The 20261-nt window shown below is 46.5% G+C and carries 14 protein-coding genes; 1 reads left to right on the top strand and 13 read right to left on the bottom strand.

The features are described from left to right. Positions 1-962: 962 nt before the first annotated feature. The 3 genes from AB1S50_RS13550 to AB1S50_RS13540 form a co-directional block, all read right to left on the bottom strand. Positions 963-1421 carry an energy transducer TonB gene (locus AB1S50_RS13550; RefSeq protein ID WP_367151339.1) on the bottom strand — a complete coding sequence of 153 codons (459 nt, stop codon included), beginning with the start codon at positions 1419-1421 and terminating at the stop codon, positions 963-965. Positions 1422-1486: 65 nt separating this feature from the next. Next, on the bottom strand, positions 1487-1837 hold the full coding sequence (locus AB1S50_RS13545) for a hypothetical protein (protein WP_367151338.1): 351 nt from the start codon (positions 1835-1837) through the stop codon (positions 1487-1489). A 331-nt stretch (positions 1838-2168) separates the two neighbouring features. Next, complete coding sequence (locus tag AB1S50_RS13540; RefSeq protein WP_367151337.1) at positions 2169-5696, bottom strand: indolepyruvate ferredoxin oxidoreductase family protein; 3528 nt, start codon at positions 5694-5696, stop codon at positions 2169-2171. Positions 5697-5980: 284 nt separating this feature from the next. On the opposite strand from AB1S50_RS13540, the gene AB1S50_RS13535 reads away from it, so the two are divergent. After that, positions 5981-6493, top strand: coding sequence for an Lrp/AsnC family transcriptional regulator (locus AB1S50_RS13535; protein ID WP_367151335.1), 513 nt, complete (start codon positions 5981-5983; stop codon positions 6491-6493). 75 nt (positions 6494-6568) lie between these two features. Here AB1S50_RS13535 and AB1S50_RS13530 read toward each other — a convergent pair whose 3' ends face one another. The 10 genes from AB1S50_RS13530 to AB1S50_RS13485 all read right to left on the bottom strand — a co-directional run bounded on the left by AB1S50_RS13530 (position 6569) and on the right by AB1S50_RS13485 (position 20230). After that, positions 6569-7021 carry a flavin reductase family protein gene (locus tag AB1S50_RS13530; protein WP_367151340.1) on the bottom strand — a complete coding sequence of 151 codons (453 nt, stop codon included), beginning with the start codon at positions 7019-7021 and terminating at the stop codon, positions 6569-6571. A gap of 138 nt (positions 7022-7159) precedes the next feature. Then, on the bottom strand, positions 7160-8368 hold the full coding sequence (locus AB1S50_RS13525) for a hypothetical protein (RefSeq protein ID WP_367151334.1): 1209 nt from the start codon (positions 8366-8368) through the stop codon (positions 7160-7162). A gap of 115 nt (positions 8369-8483) precedes the next feature. Continuing rightward, positions 8484-11174: a CRTAC1 family protein gene (locus tag AB1S50_RS13520; protein WP_367151333.1), complete on the bottom strand. Its 2691-nt coding sequence runs from the start codon at positions 11172-11174 to the stop codon at positions 8484-8486. A gap of 12 nt (positions 11175-11186) precedes the next feature. Beyond that, complete coding sequence (locus AB1S50_RS13515) at positions 11187-12716, bottom strand: hypothetical protein (RefSeq protein WP_367151332.1); 1530 nt, start codon at positions 12714-12716, stop codon at positions 11187-11189. A 558-nt stretch (positions 12717-13274) separates the two neighbouring features. Next, on the bottom strand, positions 13275-14087 hold the full coding sequence (locus AB1S50_RS13510) for an outer membrane lipoprotein-sorting protein (protein WP_367151331.1): 813 nt from the start codon (positions 14085-14087) through the stop codon (positions 13275-13277). After that, positions 14038-16383: an efflux RND transporter permease subunit gene (locus tag AB1S50_RS13505; RefSeq protein WP_367151330.1), complete on the bottom strand. Its 2346-nt coding sequence runs from the start codon at positions 16381-16383 to the stop codon at positions 14038-14040. Before AB1S50_RS13505 ends, AB1S50_RS13510 begins: the two co-directional genes overlap by 50 nt. Positions 16384-17609: 1226 nt before the next feature. After that, positions 17610-18227 carry a hypothetical protein gene (locus AB1S50_RS13500; RefSeq protein WP_367151329.1) on the bottom strand — a complete coding sequence of 206 codons (618 nt, stop codon included), beginning with the start codon at positions 18225-18227 and terminating at the stop codon, positions 17610-17612. Positions 18228-18249: 22 nt separating this feature from the next. Next, positions 18250-19413: a molybdopterin-synthase adenylyltransferase MoeB gene (moeB, locus tag AB1S50_RS13495; RefSeq protein WP_367151328.1), complete on the bottom strand. Its 1164-nt coding sequence runs from the start codon at positions 19411-19413 to the stop codon at positions 18250-18252. Positions 19414-19478: 65 nt separating this feature from the next. Next, complete coding sequence (locus tag AB1S50_RS13490; protein WP_367151326.1) at positions 19479-19946, bottom strand: hypothetical protein; 468 nt, start codon at positions 19944-19946, stop codon at positions 19479-19481. A gap of 2 nt (positions 19947-19948) precedes the next feature. Further along, positions 19949-20230: a ubiquitin family protein gene (locus AB1S50_RS13485; protein ID WP_367151325.1), complete on the bottom strand. Its 282-nt coding sequence runs from the start codon at positions 20228-20230 to the stop codon at positions 19949-19951. Between the last annotated feature and the right edge of the window lie 31 nt (positions 20231-20261).

The raw sequence follows: 20261 nt of genomic DNA, 5'->3' as shown, positions 1-20261 counted from the left end.
AAGGCCGAGCTGCAGCGATTTATTCGTGTTCATAACCGCGATCTTGCCAAACCATTTAAATGGACAAAGAGCGCCGACACGGTACTGGCTTCAGTGCAGCGAGCCAAAAATGTGTTACCTAATTAACCGCATGGCCCACTAGGCTTCTGGTGGGCCACTGCAATATTTCTCAACTGTACTTTCAAGAGTGGCCATTTTTACATTCATGTAAACTTCACCCACATCAGAATCACAATTGTCAGCGGGATAATATTTATACGAAATCGTTAAAGTAGCTGGACCAACGCCCACGACCCAAGTTTTTCCGAATCGGGGTAGTGGGAAGATTCTTGCGTAAGCTCCAAACTACTTAAGTCTATTCCTTGTTCTGGAAGGCTCACTTTACGGTCAATGTTTACTTTTCGAGCACCAATCACTAGAGCAAATGAGGCGATCGATTTATCCTTTTGATTAAGAGTAGTTGATAATGACACCCTATTGAATGGATCAATCAATGTTCCTTTTAGATCCAGCTCATAGCAAGGAACTATTAGCCTTGAGGACGCGCTTGCTAGCTGGGAAAGCAATATCAATGAGAGTAGAAAAAATATTCTAATCATATTGAATGCCTGGCACATCGGTGCGCATGAGCCCATCCAGCACGCAGAGCGATGCAGCCTTTGCTTGTTCAGTATTTGGTACTTACGCCGATTGTATTGCCCATATATATGCCAGTCCTAGCGAAATAATACTAACCAAAGGCACCTTTAGCAACTGCTTCCTTTGCCTAGCCGCTACATAGGCAAATAACCCCAGGTTGCCAACTACGAGATATGGTATGACCAAGCCAAAATAGTAAGGCATCGGGGAAAGCCCCATCAGCACTGTCGTAAATGCAAGTATTACAGCCAGCGCTAGCACCAATGGAAATATCCATACTTTCTCGAGATTCTTTCTCATTTTCAATTAGACACATAACACAGTTAACAGCGGCCGAGGGAATTCTGCGAGGTCCAGCCAGCGTACTTTTTACGCTGGCGCTGCTGCTTAACTTCCTTAAGCCACTCCTCTGACAACTTAAAACTAGTAACCAGAATATAGTCTTTTAGGTAGACTGCCTGCCCATTTACTATGTGCGGGGCGAAAATACTTCCGCGTACATTGTATTTTGCCGCTTTAACGAAATCTCTATAGGGACTGCAATCAACAGCCCTAATGTTATTTGGCACACCAGTCTCATCTATATCCACTTTGAGAATAACCCACCCTTCTTGACCAGCTTCAAGCATATTTTTGGGGTATTTTCTTGGGGGCTCATTAACTGGACTTCCTAATGCCACTTCGTTTTTGAATGAGGGGGCATCTTTCACAAGTAGTACTTCGATAGTGCTGCATCCTGTAAAAAATAAGATAAATATTAAAGTGATAATTCTGATTTTCATATGTTTAGCGCCTACGGCTTAGGCCGACTGTAAGGCGGTCCTCGCAGGCCGTACTTGTTATGTGTCTATTTTTGATAAAGGTACGCATGTTGGTAAATTGTCTCTGTGTCATGTGCCTTCGCAGTGTAAAGCCATTTTGAAACAGCTGATGCCACGCTTTTATTGAGTGATCTACTGCTGCCGGAGACGATATCTATTTCAGCGGGAATAAGTGCTTTACCCACTGACCCGGGTTTTTCAATCAGCTTGAAGGAAACGACCGAACAAGAGCCGTCCTTAACTCCCCAACCCACCTTGGGAGCTACCTGAACAAGAGGACTACCTTCATTTAGACCTTCTTCGGTTCGGCACCCATCGTCAGCATGGGCTGTATGAGCAAAGCTCATTACTGAAAAGGTTAAAACTAGATACTTCATCGGTGCTCCATTGTTGAATCTGGCCGGTACATAATGCCCAAAGTTGCGGAGGTTGCGAAGCAAACTTTCGCAAACTTTGCTTGGGAACCTCTGATTAAGTCGGTGCAACCTCAGGCTCCCCTGACGCAGTACTGAATTAATCAGAGGCTCCCTAGCAGGTTGTTGAAAAAGACATCCTGCCTGTTTCAACACACGAAAAGCGAAAATGTGATTTTCACTTTTCCCCCAAAATCAACGACTTAGGCGTCGCCGATTTTGCCGGAACATCCATATTGCGGCACCAGGCGTCGAAATTCTTCGAATTCCAACAGCCTGCTAGAGACATCCCCGCTCAAACACTGGCCGCCTGGGGGGATATGCCAGTCCCCTGGCCACTGAATTCCGCCAGCAACCGATCCCAACGGTCGCTCACCTCCGCGAAACTTCGTGCCCGCACATGCCCGTAACCCCGCACCTTCCGCGGTAATTCCAGCAGTTCTCGGGCGGGGCCGATATTGTCGCGGCGCAAGTGTGTGGCCACGGTGTAAACCGCCTCCTCCACCTGTCGCGCCCAGCGGCGCTCACTGCGGCGCTCGCGACTATAGCCAAAGGGATCCAATATCGTACCCCGCAGAAACCTTGCCTTGGCCAGCAAGGGCATCAGCCGGCCCACCCAGGGGCCCAGCACCATCTTTCGCACCCGGCCACTGGCGTCCGGGCGCGCCAGTAGCGGCGGGGCCATATGGAAGCGAAGCCGGTACCGGCCGGTAAATGTCTCCTCGAGTTGCCGCTTAAAGTCCGCACCACTATAGAGCCGCGCCACCTCGTATTCGTCCTTGTATGCCATGGCCTTGAACAGGCTGAGTGCCGCCTCCCGTGTCAGAGACTCCTGCCCCGGTGACAGCTTGCTCTCCTGCGCCCGCAATGCCCGCATAGCCAGGTGGAATCTGTGCGCATAGGCATCATTTTGATAACGGCCCAGTTCTGCGCCGAGTCGTTCGATCAGCTGATCGGTGCCCTCGTCTGGTTGAGGCAACCGCACCGGCTGTGCCGGGACCGCCAGCGCCGCAATGGCGGCGGGGTCTTCGGCCAGCAAACGGCCGGCGCGAAAAGCGCGCAGATTATTCTCTACCGCGACCCCATTGAGCTCGATTGCGCGCTCAAGGGCCGCCTCGCCAACGGGCAAAAGCCCCTTCTGCACTGCATACCCCAACATCATCAGATTTGAGGTAACCGTGTCCCCGAACAGGGCCTGCGCATAGCTGTTGGCATCAAATGCATGGTATTCCCCACTCAGTGACTGGATGCTCTGCTGTGTGGCCTCGGCCGGAAAGGCAAGCTCCTCCCCCCGGGACAGTTCGTGCACGCTGGCCGCTACCGGAACCTCCGCCACATTGACCAACGCCTTCAGCCGGGACACAGCAAACTTGGCCCTCTGAGCAGCGGCGGTCACCATATCGCAGCCCAACAGCAGCTCTGCACCACCGTCCCTTATCCGGGCGGTGGCAATCTGCTTCGGCGTCCCGGCGATTTTCACATGGGCTACCACTGCGCCATTCTTTTGCGACAGGCCGGTGAAATAGAGGGTACTGCTGCCCTTCTGTTCCAGGTGTGCGGCCATACCCAGCAAAGCCGCCACCGTCAGCACTCCACTGCCACCGATACCGGCAACAAGAATACTCAGGGGCTGCGCCAACTCGGCTACCGGTGCCGCGGACAGCTTCCGGATTTCCGCATCCAGGGACTGCGCCAGAGTCTGTACCGGTGGTTTTTTCAGCTCACCGCCTTCGACACTGACAAAACTCGGACAAAATCCATCCGCACAGCGCATATCCTTGTTGCAACTGGACTGATTGATCTGGCGCTTGCGGCCGAATCCCGTGTCCAGGGGCTCTACAGCGATGCAATTGGATTGCACACTGCAATCACCACAGCCTTCGCACACCCTGTGGTTGATCAGCAGGCGCCTGGGGGGATCGAACATCTGTTTTTTCTTGCGGCGCCGACGCTTTTCCGCCGCACACACCTGCTCGTAAATAATTGCGGTAACGCCGGGGGTCTCGCGCAGTCGACGCTGCACTGCATCCAGCTCGGAACGGCACATTATCTCCACCTGGGTGGGCAATCTGTGGCGCTGCTCCCGCCAGTGATCCGGGTTTTCGCTCAGCAACACCACTTCGCCAACCCCCTCGGCGATCAGCTGCGCAGCCAAACTGGGGGCATTGACCTCTCCGTCCGCAGGTTGACCGCCGGTCATGGCCACCGCATCGTTGAGCAGTATCTTATAGGTGATATTTACCTGGCTGGCGACCGCCTGGCGAATGGCCAGCAGGCCGGAGTGATTGTAGGTACCATCACCCATATTCTGGAAAATATGTCCTTTGCTGGAGAAACGGTGCAGGCCCACCCACTGGGCGCCCTCCCCCCCCATATGGGAATAGGTATCCGTGCGCAACCCCTTCCCCAGGGCCATAATATGGCAGCCGATACCGGCACTGCCCAGGCTGCCCAGGGGCAGCTTGGTAGAGGTATTGTGGGGGCAACCGGCACAGAATATCGGCTCCCGTACCAGCAAGCCCGGGGTTTTCTGCGGCACATCGCCACCCAGTTTTTCCGCCGCCGGAATCAATCTTTCCGCCAGGTCCGTATCCGCCAGCCAGCGGGCCATGGCTTTGGCCACCTGATCCGGCCCGAAACCCCAGATTGCCGGCAGCAGGTCCTCGCCGTTCAGATCTTTCTTGCCAACCACTTTCGGGCGGCGCGCCTGGTCCCAACCGTAGAGCAGGTTTTTCAGCTGATCCTCCACCAGCGGGCGTTTTTCCTCCACCACCAGCAGGCGTTCCATACCATCTGCGAATTGACCAATCCCCTTGGGCTCCAGTGGCCAGGACATGGCCACCTTAAAAATGGAAATACCGGCCCGGCGCAGATCCTCTTCGCTCAGATCGAGCAACTGCAGGGCTTCCAGCAGATCGCCATGGGCCTTACCTACGGTGACAATGCCGTAACGCTTGCGATCAGCCCCATGGGTGGTCCTGTCCAGTTGGTTCGCGAAGGCAAACGCCTGGGCCGCCGGCAGGCGCTCCTCCATCATACGGCGCTCGTACTCCAGGCGTTCCGCCGGCCAATTCAGGTGGGGGTCGTAATTGAGGCCGTGGGGAGGGATGGGAAAATCTGTGGGAACCGCAAACTGTGGCAGCTCCGGAACCAGCAGGGAGGCACCGGCCTCCACCGTCTCTGTGATGGTTTTAAAACCCACCCAGAGACCGGAAAAGCGGGACAGTGCGATACCCGCCAGACCCAGGGTCAGGTACTCCTCGATAGTGGCCGGGAACAGCAGTGGCATCATCACTGACTCAAAGATCTGGTCAGTGTTGTGGGAGAACATGGAGGACTCGGCGGTGTGATCGTCGCCACAGAGGGCCAATACCCCCCCGAGCTTGGCGGTGCCCTGGACATTCGCCTGGCGAAAAACGTCGGCACTGCGATCCACGCCGTGCCCCTTGCCGTACCAAATGGCAAAGACACCGTCCCGGGTCGCCTGCTGGCGATAGTGGTCAATCAGCTGGGTGCCCCAGATATTGGTGGCCCCGAGATCCTCGTTGACGCCCGGTTCGAAGTGGATATCGTACCCGGCAAGCAGCTTCTTGTGGCGCCACAGCGCCTGGTCGTAGCCTCCCAGTGGCGAGCCCCGGTACCCGGAGATAAAACCGGCACTGGCAATACCGGCCATTTCATCCATGCGCTTCTGCATCAGGGGCAGACGTACCAATGCGTCGATACCGGTCAGAAAGACACGGCCCGACTCCCGGGTAAAGGCGGCCTGGAGCGAATACTCCGTGTCAAAGCCAAGCTCCTGATCACCTTCAACCATCGCCATGGGTAGCACCTGCTTTTGTTAATTACTACGGGGGCTAAGCTATCACCGCTACAAAGGGCAGGTCATACCAATTTAACCCCAAATCGGGCATAATCGCGGCACGGGTCACTAATGATTAATGCTGATATGCAATAAAACACTCAAAATAGTCACTGCTAGAGAATATTGAAGAAGCGGATGGAGGTCGGTCCTCACTGCGCTGCCACTCAGGCTGGAGCCATAAACCGGTGACTTGTCAATGTGCGACATAGGCAGCCATCCACCACAGGAGACACTTATCCACTATGGCCTACCAACTGGACGCCACCGACAAAAAAATCCTCGAGATACTGCAAGAGAACGCCACCATCGCCAATATTGAGCTGGCGGAAAAAGTCTGTCTCTCCCCCTCTCCCTGTTCCCGCCGGGTCAAAAACCTGCACGAACAGGGTTTTATCAAGCGCGCTGTTACCCTACTGGAACCCCAAAAAGTGGGGCTCCCGGTCAGCGTGTTCATTCAGGTAACCCTGAACCACCAGGTAAAAAAAGAGCTGCAGGACTTTGAGTCTGTGATCGGCCAGTGGCCGGAGGTTATGGAGTGCTATCTGATGACCGGCGACTTCGATTACCTGCTTCGCGTTGTGGTTCCCAACCTGCAGGCCTACCAGGAGTTCCTCGATAAAAAGCTCACCGAACTGCCGGGTATCGACCATATCAAGAGCAGTTTTTCCCTGAAGCAGGTTCGCTATCGCACTGAGCTGCCGCTGGAACAATTGCTGGAGCAGCAAGGGGGCCCAGCAGGCGCTGGTCAACTATAATGGCGGAGCCCCGCTGGCCAGAGTGAACACTTAGCCAAGGCATTGCCAAAAATGGCGGAATTCTTTTCCGCCCTCTCAAAGCCTTTGATAACTCCCATCGAGATAAATCAGGGAAGATACTGGCCCAGCCTCTACCAATACCTCTTGAATACGTCCAATAAAAATATCGTGGGTGTTATAGGATATAGTTTGATCCTGATCACAGAAAAAGACTGCCTGAGAGCCCTCCAAATAGGGTGCTCCACTGCTGCTAACATATTTCCAGCGATTATCAGAGAAACGTAAATTTTTTGAGTCTGGCGAAGCACAATACCTGGAGATAAGCTCCTGATTATAGGAGAGCACATTGATGCAGAAAGGTACACCCTCTCTCAGAACCTCTCCGGTCGATGTCCTATTGTTAACACAAACCAGTAGGGAGGGCGGTGTATCCGATACGGAAGTGACCGAAGAAACCGTCATTGCAGATGGCGTCCCGGCAGAACATTTCGTAGAGAGTATACAAACTCCTGATGCAAGCCGCCTCATTCCCATCTTCATGGCTTCGCAAATATCTGAATTTAAATCTTGGCCAATCATTTGCATAATATAGTTTTCTCTACTTCATAAATCATTTGAGAATAAATTCTGGTAAAGGCAAACGAACATAAATTCTCCCGAGTAAAATTAGAAGTTATACGATATTGAAATCTCGAAATAGTCGTCTTGTCGAAATGGATAACTATATTCAGTGTCATTCGTATTAGAAAATATTCGTGCCCTCAATTCTGCTGACAACTGGTCACTGATACGGCGGGAGCCTTCAATGGTATAAAAGCGGCTATCGTCTTTTATATCTACAGTCGTACCGACAATCAAAGAGGTGGTTTGATAATCATTAAAAACAATACGGGTCCCAAGCGCCAAGTCGTTCTCAAATGGGGTTGTGGCTTCATTTCCGCGATCATCAAAGTAATATTCAGCCAGGACTCCAACATCAATTTCGGATTCCCTTACCCCTACAAAAGTATACTCAGACCCAATACCCATAGTATTGAAGATAGAGTTGTCTTCCACACGTCGGTAACCCTCAAACTTAAATAGGGCATTACCTGTGGTCAATTGCAAATCAAGTGCAGTTTGATGAATAATAGAATAATGGGGTCTTAATACAGGTGAGGAATCCAGTCGATTTACCAGTATCAAACTCGGGTCTCGATTAGTGCCATAGAAATGAGAAAAACCAACTTCCCAATCTCCAATTAAATGTGCATACCGCAGAGCCAGATCGAGATGCTTTTCCTCCGCCCCGGATTCAAAGCTACTCTCACTGGAGTCGACAGGTAGAGGAGTTCGAAATCTGTCTTCTGTATTAGCAAACGACCGCTTCCTAAAATAAGGCATTAAAAATAAATCAAAGGTTCCCCAATCCCTAACCAGAGTAAAATTGGCCATAGGTTGGCCCAGTTTGGATTCTGCGTCGAGATCTTCCAGCGCATCAGTTTGATTGATCACATCGACCAAGTGCCGAAATTCCAATACCCCCCAAAAGATTTTTTGCACCCCGATACGCATCTCCCAAAAATCTGAGACACTTTCCCAATAGAGTTCACGGATATCGAAATGTTTTCGACCACTATTGTGATAGCGGTAGAAAATAGAAGATACTAGAGAATGCCGATTATTATCCCAATTATTGTAGTATTCAGCCTCCAGCGAAACCGAAGGGTCTTCATGCCGGGATTGATTCTGATATACAGGCGAATGATAAAAAAACCGCTTGTCCAAAACAACTTCGCCGCCAATCTCATGTGCATGCACCAGGCTTATCAACAAGAAATAGCAAGACACAGAAAAAGCACCTGCTGACAGGGTACGCCACAAGGTGATTTTCATACTGAGTTGGCTCGCTGAAAACAAATATTATAAAAAAACATAATATGGATTGCTAAATTTTTATATTTTTAACCGCATAGTATTCACAATAAAATATGCGCCAGCTATAGCTGCATTACTCTTGATAAGAAAATAATGATTCACAACTATAAATACCTATTTCCCTGTCAATACAAATCGTTTGATTTACAAGCTTTCCATCAAGGACTATCTTTTGTGTGCTCGTACTACCGGATGGCCAGGTAATGTCAACAGAGTGTAGAGCCTCATTGCCCAAGCCAATATGCAGGTCGGTAGTGACAGCACCAAATACTGGACCACCAATACGGGTGTAATAGAGTTTATTTTCATTGACAATTACCTTGGCACCGACCGCGTACAGGTTATTTGAACTCCGATCACGAAGGTTAATCTTTACCCAATTGCCTTGTGAATTTTTAGCTGAACCACCGTTGATGTACAGTGAGGTATGACCTTCCTCAAACTGTGTTGGCGGGCTAACCACTTTATTGGGAGCCGGAACAGCAAGAATCCTGCCACCAAATTCGACTTTAAGATTTCTCGCCTGGGGTGAAATAGAATTATAGCCCCCAGTATGAGTCACCAAGATATCAATAAATCCATCTCCATTTACATCCGCATTGAGAGTTGCACTGGCAGCCTCGTGCATACGAAAAATATCGCGGATAGTACTTTCCGCGGCATCAACTCCACTGGCGCTATAGGCATCGGTATCACCTATATAAATGTAATCTCTCTTAGTCCAACCAGTGCCAGGAGCTACACGGCGTGGAGGGTTGTGGGCGTAATCCATATGTAGAATATCCAACAATTGATACTCTAGAGTCCTGTCCGTGAATTCATAACTGCCGTCGGAACCCTCATTCACCAGAAGGCGACCCGGGCTGCCTAGTGTGTCACCAATGAAATTGTCATTACCCCTAGCCAATGCGCCTGCCATATACAGGTCCAGATCCTGATCATTATCAATATCAAGCAGAGAAATGTTCCAGGCGAATTCATAGGCACGTAAACTTGTAGAAAAACTATTCCTTTCAAAAAACGCCTTGTCACGTTGAGTGAAATTCATAGGATTTGACATATCCGGCGGTATATGGGATGAATGATTGACTTTCACATCAGCCGAAAGATCCTGAAATTTACCACTATCGCTGTGATACTCCAGCACAGCGTGGTGTAAGGTGCTCTTACCTTTCATATAATTAATGTATGCGAGTGCAGTGAGGTTCAGCTCCTCTTCAGTATCAACCAATAATCCGGTATTTTTTGCCGACATGGTTTGGCTGCCACAGTTCGCTATTAATAGCTCCTCCTTTAAATCACCATTTAAATCTCCGGCCGAAAGCCCCATCCAGCAGCCATCCCAATTAGCATCGTTGAAAGCTTCCAGGTAACGAAAAGAATTGCCTTCTACGTTTTCATAGATCCTAAGGCGATTGCTCATGTCATTGGCAACAACAAGATCTGGCCAGTGATCTTGATTAAAATCCATGAACATCGCCGACCAACTATGATCAGCCTGCTCGCCAACCTGCTTACCCTCCACAATATGCATCGAGGTTTTAAAAAAATCTTGCTGCTTATCTCGCCACACGCTGGCCTCGAGATCTTCTTCTAAATGCAGGCCAGCAACATTGAAGGTCTCGCTCTTATCCAGAAAGGTCAAATTCCCGGTTTCAGTGAGTTGATTGATATAAAGTTGGTTGCGATTGCCGGCGAAGTACTTTGCCCCGAATCCCCAATAATCGGGGTCGAGAAAGTTGGCAACATACAAGTCCAAATCTCCATCTCTGTCGATATCAGCCACGGCAGCACTGGTCGAAGTCCAGTTCCCGCCCACACCTGCCTCAAGGGTCACGTCCTCCCACTCTGGCAAACCATCTCCGTCCTTATCACCCCGGTTGATAAATAGAGAGTTCCTCCCCTCGGCTTCAAGCTGTCCACCAAAATTTACCATTACGTCTTTGCCGTCCTGCAGCTCACCCCAGAGAAAAGCAGGCGTCCGGACTACCACGGCTTCGCGAGCGCTGCGCGCCTCCCTACCCAGGTGGTTCTTTGCTGGATAAGATGGAAATCCCAATTCGTGACTCTGCGCCATAATTCCGTAGTGGGATGCCAGTACATACAGATCCAACAGGCCATCTCCGTTAAAATCCGCCGCTATAGCACCAGTCGATATACGGCCTACAGAGAACTCATCATCATCTGAGGAATTGCGCGGGTTATATTTATTTTCGATGAGCAATTCTTCTTCCAGAAAGAGGTCATTACCGTTTTTGGCAAGTTCCTGGATACTTAGATAAACTGGCTCTCCTCTGTCATTATTACCCTGGTTTATGTATAGAACGTTGGGTTTAGCCGGAACAGTTTCCCCAGTCAAAACATTACGTTCATCAACCCTTTTTGACACAGGCCTCCCAGAGTGGGCTAGATAAATATCTTCCCGACCATCATTATTGGCATCGAATATGGCCCCCCCCTGCGCCCAGAGCATGCTGTTATTTCTGAGTGCCCGGTCGCCCAGCGATGATCCGATGTCCCGAAAAGGTATAAATTCAGAATCGATTGCTATAGCTTGCGGATGCTTCTCAGGTACTTCTCTCTGATAAGCAGGCGACTGCTGTATTACATTTGGCTTCTCTAATCCCAAGTACTGCTTAATAACACTAACAGCGACGGTTACTTCAGATACTCCGTATTTCTTGAGAATATAATTTTTCAGCGGAAAGTACACCGCAATACTTATTATAATTGCGCTAGCAATACCTATACCAAATCTCTTCATAGCCGGTCTTTCTCACAAAATATTGATATCTTCATAAACTCTAAACAATGGAGGCACATAGGAATCGGTTGCATTGATAATGCTATTTTTCAAGCTTCCTGTAATTGGTAACTCCAACTCTACAAGATCGACGATTCGCTCGTAGGAAACAATGTTGACACGCAGGTACCACTCGCCATCACGCTCGAAAGGTCGCAAGAAAACCTGTTCGTATCCAGTCTCATGATTGTTTACCAAAGCCCACTTTCCATCTTTCTTCTGAACTTCATAGGCGTAGTGGGGAACAGGACCCTGGTGATACCGGAGGTAGCGTCGCTCTATCGATTCCATTGGCGGAAAAATACCAACCCCGAAGGCTGATATTCCATAGTCTTCTTGAGCCACCAAGAGATCCACCGGAATATTACCTACGACTATTCCCCGGTCCCCGTCACCTTTATAAAGAAAAATTTCTATATATCCGTTTTCATTTTTAAAATTATTTTCTTCGATATAACTTGTTTTCGGAGATACGCTATTTATTTCCGCCAGATTCCAGTCATCTCCAAAGGGAATTTCCTCGGATTCTGTTCCACTGTAAACCCCCGGTGCCACAAAGCGCTTTACCTGAAAAATATCACCCTCTTTAAGTTCTGACACATATTTGGTTTCAAGTTGATAGTCATCTCTATAAACTTTGAAGTATCCCTTTTGTACCTTGCGCCGTGAATCCTGGGTAGAATAACCCGCAATCGGCTTGTCCAACACTACCGTGGGTTTGACAGTCAAAAGGGATTCCTGCTTGGTGCGCAGCTTATCCAATTGCAATGGTACATCTGAAATATCCTTTTGATAACGCAGTGTCATATACAGAGAAATATCTGAAATCTCTATTCCATTTATGGAACGTATCATCTGGTAATAAGTATCCTTGGGGAAGTCGAACCAACCATGGTACATTTCTCCCACAGAGTCAGTTGCGTTAAGTTCCCACAAACCGGGTTTTAGACAGTTGTTGGTAACACTGAAGCGGGTCGGCCTCAAATCCGGTTTCGGCTGAATTAAGCCGTTGTGATAGTCATATTCTCCATCGGCTTTGCTGAACAACCCTTCCTGTGCATTAAAATATCCAAATAGTGTATTATTCTGCTGATAGCTTAGCTGAATACCATTTCTTGCATACTCAGCAAGCATAAGATTGGCCTTGTCAAAACTATCAATCTGTACATCGTGGTGATAGGGAAGCAGAGGCGTCAAAAATCTTGCATCTATATGACTTAGATATATTTTTTTATTTTCAGCGTTCGTATCCTCCGACCTTATGGCCATGGATAACCTTTTGGTTTCTTCGGAAAACTCAATGTCAATACGTTCCATATCCCGAAGGACTGAATAGTAACGGTTGAGGGATTGTGTGGACGGATTGATCACATTTCCACTAGCATCGAGATGCTCTTGATCAAACTTTATTTTCTCCCCTTCACGAAAATCACCAACAATTATCGAAGCCGAAATTGCCACTATAGCCACGATAGGCAGCCCATACCGTATCCAATGAGTCATAAGTTTCTCCAAACTTTTGGCAGTCAAAGAAATACCTGTAGACTGCTGTTTTATTTTATTGTAAAGCCCGCTAAACTACTGCAAAATCATAAAAGGACCTCATTATTATGTTAAACAAAACCCGTCTTAGTCTTTTCTTATCTTCTATGATTGTATGCTTTATTGTTATGCGTACATATCTGTACTTTTCTCCTGGGACGAATCTTGACATAGGTCCATATAACATCCATCACCTCTATACTGGATTAATTTTGATGGTCATTGCCTGTGTGCCTCTAATAATCTTGCAGGGGTATGACAAGCTTCTCAATTTTGCAACAATATTATTTGGAATCGGCCTATGCCTGGCACTGGACGAGTGGGTTTACCTCATCGCCACTGGCGGTTCCGATGCCGAGTATCTTCTCCCCGTATCATTCTGGGGGGCGGTTGTTGTAATCGGTTTAACCTGTCTATATACACTATTTGTTTCCTACTTAGCCAAAAGCAAGGTCTAGCACTTTGTTTCCTGCTCCAGCCTTGACTGGAGCAGGACATACTGCTCCACAAGTAAAATTACTAGCCTCGGTTACGTCTCAATGCATTGCGATCAAAGTCCCTATCAGTAAACCCGTTCTCGAATTTATAATCAGTCATTATCAATGATGTTTTTTTTCCAGTTTGAATATTTTCCATGTGCATTTTATCGGGACGCCAAAACCTATTCAGATATTTCTTGTAGCCTTCGAAATTCAACACCTTTAATAGACTGTCCTTACGGTCGTAGTAGTCTAAGCGTAATGGCTGGTACATAATTTTGTCGAGCCATACTACCTGGCGAGAATAACCCGAATATTCGTAGGCAGGTTGGCGCTCGATTACAAACGCTTCTCGCTCGCCAACAAATTCATCCCTGAGCCATTTATAGGTGTACCTTTCCAGCTCTTGTGATGTCATATCTTCGTATGCGAATTCGCTCCCCACAAAGGGACCGGACTTGTAAGCGGACGAAATTCGTTTAATTCTTTTCAACGCAGGCAAATATAGCCACTGGTCGTCTGGATCTAACGAATGGGTATAGCTTAAAAATGAAGTCCCTTTAATGTCCTTTGGGTAATGGAAGGTAGTAAGTGTTTTATCACCGTCATTTTCTACTTCCAACCGTCTAATATTAAGCGATCGCGTACTACTTTCACCCCGCCTATTGGAAAGTATCATTTCCATTTCTACATGTTGATCTATCCAACCTGAATCTTTACGAATCATTTCACTGGCAATTTCAAATCCTTTAATTACTGGGTCAGTGGATTCAACTTGCTCACCTTGCGCTCCTAAAGAACCCTTATACAGTCCCAGGCACAGGATCACCATGATCAGAAACTGTATTTTCACTCTTTCTTTCCTCAATTTTCATAAGTATCGCAGGTAACAATAGCAAATCCGCAAGGAGTGCAAACACGATAACAATAGCAGTTAAAAGTCCCATACCGGAATTCAAATAAAAACTTGATGTAGCTAGTATTGAAAAGCCAATCACCAGTAAAAATGAAGTTGTAATTAATGCCGGACCCACCATTTTAAAAGCGTAGCGAATAGCATCTTCACTATTAAAATTCTGTTCGCGCCTGGCCCGCAGGTATTTACTTAGGAAATGCACGGTATCATCTACCACTATCCCCATGGTAATAGCCATTACGACTGAGAGGCTTAGTCCAATCTGTCCAACTAATATACCCCATAAACCGAAACCCATAGCGGCGGGAACAAGGTTTGGAATAAGACTGATAAGTCCAATTTTTACGGATCGAAAAGCGAGCATTAGCAAAAAAGAAATAATTAATAATGCTACCGTTGTGCCTAAAAGCATACTCTTTATGTTGCGCATCCCGAGCTTTGCAAAAACAACATTCGTGCCTGTAGCTTGGGTAATTTTTAAATTTGAAGTATTTTTCCCAAGCCAGTCATTTGCTCTTTTCTCCAATGCTAATAGCTGTTTTGATGACAGAGTCTTTACTGATATCGTCAGACGTGTAGATGATTTATCGACATTTAGCTGATTATTTAGGTCCAGACCATATGGAAGTGACATCTCAAACAACAATATGTATTGTGCCGCCAGGTCCCGGTCAACAGGTAATCGATATGCATTCGGGTCATCTCCATGCATATTTTTATTTAAACGTTTAAGAATATCAGTAATGCTACTTACATGAATTGTCTCCGGCTGTTGACGAAACCACTGGGCGAATGCCTCAAGTTCCTCTAGAAATCTCGGATTGTGGATACCACCTGACTCTCCAGGCTCCACCGAATACCCAAGGTAGTACAACCCTGTCAGATTTTTTGTGGTATAGTCACTATCGACCCTAAATTGAATTGAATCATCAAAATAGTGTAAGAAGGTATCGTTAAGTTCATTACGTGGAATATTTGCAATAAGTAGCACCACAATAACCGTGGTTGTCCACAATAGACTCACCCTGCGACGCACCACCAGATCAGCGAGTTTTTCAGTTAATTGACCACCTCTTCCCTCACCTTGTTGAGGTCTTAGTGGAAATAAACTCATCAAAGCCGGTAAAAGACACAAAGACATATAACAGGAAGTCAGCACACCGACCCCTACTATTGTGCCCAGATGATTAAAAGGCGGTACATCCGAGAAGTTCATCGACAAAAATCCAATCGCGGTAGTTACACAAGCCAGCAGGATGGGTTGCGTATTAATTCGCACACTTTCCTGCAACGCCTTTTTCCCGGCCAAACCTCTACGCATAGCAAAATTTATAGCCCCAAGAATGTGCACGCAGTTGGCGATTGCAACTGTCAAAATAATCGATGGAGATAGTGCCGAGGGTGGTGACAATGGAAATCCTAGATGGCCAGCGGTTCCCATTGCCACCACGATTGATGAAACAATAACCAAAAAAGTTGATAATGTCCCCCAAAAACGGCCTACTATGACGGCCAGCAGGATAAGCATGATTGCAAAACTAAGTGGGACCAGCTTTTTCATATCCCGCTGTGATGATTCTGGAAATGCATTGTTTAACAACAGAGTTCCCGTCAAATAAACTCCTACATCAGGCCTTTCCTTTCGTATTTCATCCGCCATGGATCTGGCAAACTTCACTGCTGCAGGGATTTCTTCAATTTCATTTTTCCTTGGCATCTGCACGGTTATATTTATTCCCGTAACTGCCGCATCCTCAGAAATTAACCGCTTGAATAGCAGTGGCTCATCCAGAGCGATCTCCTGGATTTTGCGCAGAGACTGTTCGTCCAGAGCCTGGCCTTTTTTCACCAAATCATGAACGCTAAGATCATCACCATTTGCATAGCTATGCTGAAAATTGGTAATTGAATCGACACGGGTCGAGAAAGGTACTCCCCAGGCTTTGTCTGTGAACCTACTAATCAGCTTCAGATTATCTTTTGTAAAAATCTGCCTGTCATCCGGAGCCAGCACTATCAGTATATTATCATCTTTTGTGTAAGTATTCTCCAGTGCTTCATAGGCCAATCGATTTGGATTATCTTCGCTGAAAAATACGCGAAAATTATTCGTGAAGTATAAGTTTTTTATACCGCTCGCTGCGGTTAGAATTACTATTAGCGCCACTGCTATTACCAACCAGCGCTTTTCTATAACCCAAACTGCAAGGCGGTTATCCCACTTTTCCATCATCCTCAGCCTACCTAATTCGATGACACAGTTTGGACAATACTATTTTTATGCAATGTTCTGTTTAATGACCTGTATGCACCGTATGCAAGAGCGATTACTAGTAGCGTAAAAGTTACATATGAAATTATATGGAAATTTCTTGTATGCTCTCCAGGGTATGCCTGTAGTATGGACCAGCCGATACACCCGGAATAGAAATAAATCCAATAAGTTATTCTCTTAAAGCAAGTTTCGCTATTATGAAATTTTGAGATAACCCAATAGGCTATACTCAAGAAAGATAGCCCATACAATGCAATTACATGGGGTAACAGGATACGTCCTGCCTCTCCGGCAACATATAGATTGGCATCAGTACGTCCAAGATAAAATAATAAATAGACAACATTGGCTATAATGGTAAAGCCTAGCACGTTGCCTATACTAAAGAAGACCAGTCCTGCCCTAATAGTCCTTGCCAGCGCCGGAGATATAGACATAGATAGCGATTTATGACTTTGAAAAGTTATAACGAGTGCGCCTATACAAGCCAAAACCGCAAATAATATGATTAGCCTGGCTATAATGGCATTGAAAGTACCTGTCAACCAATTGAAATGCGACATGGTCCCGCGCAGTTGCTGCATGAACACAAACACCAGTGTCAATGTTACCGCCCAGCCGATAAAGCCCACAGTAACTAGAGATCTCCTTCTCCATACGGGCAAATAGCTCAATAACCAGGCAATATTAATTTGTATCATGCTGAAACTGATAGAAAAAAGAATTGGTTTCCGCCAGGATACGGTACCCGTAAGAGGACCTCCCTGGACCGCAAAAAGAACAATGCTAACAGCACCAATAATCAAACCGAATATAGCGAATAAGTAGAGAAACTTTTGATCCTTCTCCAAACCTATCCAATACTGATTATTCATCTCTATAGCTCAATGTTAGTTAACTGATGTAGTCGCATCTATTTTTAGCGATAATCCATAAATTTCGCGGATTTCAAAGTTTAACTTAAACCTACCATGTATTTTCTGAATAGTATAAGTTCATTAATTTTAAAGAAATTACGGATAAAGACGTATGACTCATATCGATATAATATATTTTATCTATAGATTTTCTGATTATCCGCAACCTGACAGCCCTAGTAAATTGCGTAGTTAATTTGGTACTGAAGATATGTTTCTGCATTTGCTCTCAGTACCAAATTAAAGATTAATTATTAGCTTTATTTTTTATCCAGAATATTGCCAGGGGAAATAGCTGCTCCAAATCAACATACCGATTAAAGGGAGACCAGCGAACAGAAGACCCGCGCAAATTATCTTTGCCCCCCAGGATGGTAGAGATTCTCCATTGGCGCTATATCTTTCTGTAGCATCGTTGACTTCAACACCAAAAAGAATATTTAGTGGTCTTTGCACTAACATGTATATAATGGACATAACCAATGCAGCACCAATGGGTGCTACAAATTGTCGATCGGCCGGTAAATTATAAAGCTCGGTTGGCATTTCATGTACAATCAAGCCATAAGTAGCAAAGAAAAATCCCAGGGCGGCGCCACCTAGCCCGTAGCGAACTATCCTGGAGAAACGGTGTGTGCTATACATGCTGCTAATCCACAAAAACAGCATATTCCATATACCGAAGTACAAAGCTGGAACAATCAGCATATTTTCTATAATGAGTGGACGGATAACTCCATTTGGATTGGTTAAGTCTATTGGGTGCAAGCGGTGCATTTGCCCAAAGACGAACAAAGGTAAAAACATAACCGGATAACTACTGCCCGCGATAAACGCCTTAAGATGGTTTATGCTACTCACGCGGGTCAAAGAAAAATCACTCATTGCCTACTCCTCATTGTTATTTTTACAGTGCACAGGCAGCTGATTGCACTTCCACGTAATCGGGGAAATCTTCAGCATTGCTTTTACACCAGCGACACTCCAGATTAGCCTCTATCGGCAGTTTTTTAAAAGTCATGCGCAGAGCATTGATACTCAATACATGACCGAGTAGCGGCTCCCCTATTCCGAGTAACCACTTAACTGTCTCTGTGGCCATTAAACAACCTATCACACCTGGTACAACACCTAAAACTCCCGCTTCACTACAAGAGGGAGCCAATTCCGGTGGTGGCGGTTCCGGATAAAGACACCGATAGCAGGGTGTAGAAGGATTGGCATCTGGCGCAAATACCGACACCAATCCTTCGAAACGATAAACTGACCCATGTATATTTGGAATTTTTAATTTGGTACAAGCATCGGCTATTAAGTAACGTGTATTGAAGTTATCCGTACCATCGATAATGACATCGTAACCATGAAATATCTCTTCGACATTATCGCTGTTGAGCCGCTTTTCTATGGCGACTACCTCTATATCTGCATTCATCCCCTGTAATCGATGTTTGCTCGCCTGGACTTTCGAACTGTCAAGATCATCTTCTGTATACATGACTTGACGCTGTAAATTGCTTAACTCGACCTTATCGTCGTCAATCATAGCCAAGGTGCCGATACCCGCTGCCGCAAGGTACAAAGCCACCGGGCTACCGAGACCACCGGCACCTACAATCAGTACCCGGCTATCCTTCAATTTCAATTGTCCCTCAAGGCTCACCTCTGGCATCAACAGGTGACGTGCGTAGCGCGATTGCTCCCGACTTGCCAGAATACGGGGTTGACAACTTGGCAAATCCGATGCCTTCCAGCCGTCAAATCCACCGGCCAGGGAAACAACGTCCCGATAACCCAATTCTTGCAATTGATGCGCGGCTATAAGGGATCGCTTACCAGAAGCGCACATCAGTATGATTGGATCTTTCGGTTGAGCATATTGTGCGATCTGTAACTCCAGGAAAGCCCTCGCGATGTGTTTTGCACCCTGTGCCATACCTGATTCTATTTCCCGATCTTCGCGTATATCAAATAATTTTGAGGTTCCATCACTCACTAATTTTAATGCATCTGCGGGTGTAATTTCTCTGACGGATGCCTGTATCTTTTTTAAAAAATCATCTGTGGACATAGGCGCTTATCCTTAATATTTATTATAACGATATCACGTTCAGTGACTGCCCCGCGCTGGCATTGCTAACGTGTTATATCCATATACAGCATTACCATTGCCACTGTATTGAGCAGTCCACAGGCAAAAATAGCATAGGCCCTGTACATATAATATCGATAAATTGTCCAAGCTTCGCCACTGGAAGAAACCTGTAATTTTGGCCAGCTGGAAAAGGTTCCATACAGGGTAAATCCAATCATTATCGATAAAGCAAAAGTTCTCAATCCCAAAAATAATATTTCTGTATTTCCTTCAGGAGGATGCATAATTGCTAGGCCGGTACTGGTTGTGATCTGCAAAAATATGGCTAGGTAAACCCAAAAAAATACATTTGATCCCTGCCCGACTACAAATAGGAAGGGAAATTTCCCATTTTTAGCCATGGCTTTGATCGCGGGCCAATCTATAATTGACCCCATAAATACCGCTCCCACCCACATTGCGTTACTTACGGCGTGGACACTCAGTAGAAAAATGTAAAAATCCTGCATTCTCAACCACCTGCATTCGACATTAATACCGTTAGTTCATCGCCGTCCTTTATGGGGGCTGACAATCCACCCTGCTGTTTAACGTCCTTCTCTCCCAAAAACATCCTTAAAAAAGGGCGCAAATCACCATCATCGATCATACGCTCGCTGATATCATTGGAAGGCGAATGATCATCCAGTGTGCGGAAGAGATCCATTAAAGTATCTCCCTCCACATCAACTTCGAAAATACCGGGCATAAACTTTTGCAATGCGGAAGGAAAATTGAGTTTTATACTTTTCATCTATCTAATCCTCTTAGGGAATCAAGTTATG

Source organism: Microbulbifer discodermiae, assembly GCF_040742695.1.
In the GTDB taxonomy this organism is placed as follows: domain Bacteria; phylum Pseudomonadota; class Gammaproteobacteria; order Pseudomonadales; family Cellvibrionaceae; genus Microbulbifer.
Note: the sequence above shows the minus strand (reverse complement) of the source record. Positions and strands in the feature narration are given on the sequence as shown.

Excerpts from the sequence above, each read along its gene's own strand:
- AB1S50_RS13545 (WP_367151338.1), bottom strand. The coding sequence starts at position 1,837 with ATGAAGTATCTAGTTTTAACCTTTTCAGTAATGAGCTTTGCTCATACA.
- AB1S50_RS13535 (WP_367151335.1), top strand. The coding sequence starts at position 5,981 with ATGGCCTACCAACTGGACGCCACCGACAAAAAAATCCTCGAGATACTG.
- AB1S50_RS13485 (WP_367151325.1), bottom strand. The coding sequence starts at position 20,230 with ATGAAAAGTATAAAACTCAATTTTCCTTCCGCATTGCAAAAGTTTATG.
- AB1S50_RS13520 (WP_367151333.1), bottom strand. The coding sequence starts at position 11,174 with ATGAAGAGATTTGGTATAGGTATTGCTAGCGCAATTATAATAAGTATT.
- AB1S50_RS13530 (WP_367151340.1), bottom strand. The coding sequence starts at position 7,021 with ATGAGGCGGCTTGCATCAGGAGTTTGTATACTCTCTACGAAATGTTCT.
- AB1S50_RS13515 (WP_367151332.1), bottom strand. The coding sequence starts at position 12,716 with ATGACTCATTGGATACGGTATGGGCTGCCTATCGTGGCTATAGTGGCA.
- AB1S50_RS13525 (WP_367151334.1), bottom strand. The coding sequence starts at position 8,368 with ATGAAAATCACCTTGTGGCGTACCCTGTCAGCAGGTGCTTTTTCTGTG.
- AB1S50_RS13505 (WP_367151330.1), bottom strand. The coding sequence starts at position 16,383 with ATGATGGAAAAGTGGGATAACCGCCTTGCAGTTTGGGTTATAGAAAAG.
- AB1S50_RS13490 (WP_367151326.1), bottom strand. The coding sequence starts at position 19,946 with ATGCAGGATTTTTACATTTTTCTACTGAGTGTCCACGCCGTAAGTAAC.
- AB1S50_RS13550 (WP_367151339.1), bottom strand. The coding sequence starts at position 1,421 with ATGAAAATCAGAATTATCACTTTAATATTTATCTTATTTTTTACAGGA.
- AB1S50_RS13500 (WP_367151329.1), bottom strand. The coding sequence starts at position 18,227 with ATGAGTGATTTTTCTTTGACCCGCGTGAGTAGCATAAACCATCTTAAG.
- moeB (WP_367151328.1), bottom strand. The coding sequence starts at position 19,413 with ATGTCCACAGATGATTTTTTAAAAAAGATACAGGCATCCGTCAGAGAA.
- AB1S50_RS13540 (WP_367151337.1), bottom strand. The coding sequence starts at position 5,696 with ATGGCGATGGTTGAAGGTGATCAGGAGCTTGGCTTTGACACGGAGTAT.